The following is a 1,646-nucleotide window of genomic DNA, read 5'->3' as shown; positions in this document are numbered from 1 at the left end:
ACCAGCACGAGACACCCCGCAACCGGACTCCAAGACGAGCGCGCGGTCGACCTCACCCAACACAACGATATCGCCCACAGCGACACTCGGTTCCGCTGAAATGATTTCGAGAACGCGCACGAACTGATCCGCAAAACCGGCCACCGTCGAATCGTCGAACAACGCCGACGCGTAGGTGATCATGCCGGTTATCCCAGCCGCGGCGCCCACCTCATCGTGATGATCGGTCACGATCAAGTGAAGGTCGAACTGCGAGTTCCCACTCTCGTACTCGACGCCGGAAAGCGTCAGGCCACTCAATTCGAAAGTCGACTGCGCCAAGTTCTGGAACGACAACCCCACTTGGAACAACGGATGATACGCCGTCGACCGAGCCGGATTGAGCAGCTCGACCAAACGCTCGAACGGCACATCCGCATGCGCAAACGCCGCCAAATCCGCCTCACGCGTACGAGCAAGCAAAGCGCTGAATGATTCCCCTGCATCGACTCTGGTGCGGAATGCCAACGTGTTGACGAACATTCCGACCAGATCATCAAGGATCTCGTCCCCACGTCCCGCGATCGGGGAACCGATGACAATATCATCGCTACCGGACAAACGAGCCAACGTCACCGCAAACGCCGCGTGCACCACCATGAACATGGTCGTGTTCGTACGCTGAACCAACTCCATCAACGCCCGATGAACCTCCGGAGCCACCGACACTCCAACTGTGCCTCCGGCGAACGACTGCACCGCAGGCCTCGGACGATCCCACGGCAACACCAACTGATCCGGCAACCCCGCCAACGCCCGAGACCAGAAGTCGACCTGCCGCGAAATCACCGACGACGGATCATCCTCGGACCCCAACACCTCGCGCTGCCACAGCGCGTAATCCGCATACTGCACCAGCAGCGGCGCCCACCCCGGAACCTCACCCCGAGAACGAGCCTCGTACGCGATCATCACATCACGCGTGAGCGGCCCCATCGAAAATCCGTCACCACTGATGTGATGAACCGCCATCGCCAACACGAACTCCGACTCCGACACCGCGAACAACCGCGCCCGAACCGGAACCTCCACCGCCACATCGAAACCAGTCGACAAGAACTCCGTCACCGCACCAACGACATCGGACTCCGACACCCCAACCGGAGACAGATGCAATTGAACATGATCCGCAGACAAAATGTCCTGGAACCCGACACCATCAACCTCAGGGTAAACCGTCCGCAAAATCTCGTGCCGCGCAACAACATCCGAGACAGCAGCATCCAACGCCGCCACATCCAACGATCCCGACAACCGAATCGCCACCGGAATATTGTACGCAGTCGACTCAGGCTCGAACCGGTTCAAGAACCACATCCGCTGCTGCGCCAACGACAACGGCACCCGCTCCGGACGCACCCGAGCCGTCAACGCCGCCCGTGCTCCCGAACCGACCTCCGACTCCACCCGCGCAGCAAGCCCCTCAACGGAGGACACCTCGAACAGCACCCGCACCGGAACCTGCGCATCGAGCGCCTGACCCAACCGAGCCGCCACTCGTGTCGCGATCAGCGAATTGCCGCCGAGTGCGAAGAAATCGTCATCGAGACCCACACGATCGACACCCAACACCTCGGCAAACACCGACGCAACGATCTCCTCCACCG

At 60.8% G+C, this 1,646-nt stretch carries 1 protein-coding gene; it reads right to left on the bottom strand.

Going from position 1 to position 1,646, the window contains the following annotated elements; genetic code table 11:
- Positions 1-1,646 (bottom strand): condensation domain-containing protein (locus tag DBV08_RS32045; protein ID WP_260395832.1); only part of this gene is annotated, 1,646 nt, incomplete at both ends.

This window comes from Rhodococcus sp. KBW08 (assembly GCF_003852455.1).
GTDB lineage: Bacteria > Actinomycetota > Actinomycetes > Mycobacteriales > Mycobacteriaceae > Rhodococcus_F > Rhodococcus_F baikonurensis.
The sequence above is the reverse complement of the archived record's forward strand: the minus strand, read 5'-3'. Positions and strand labels throughout refer to the sequence as shown.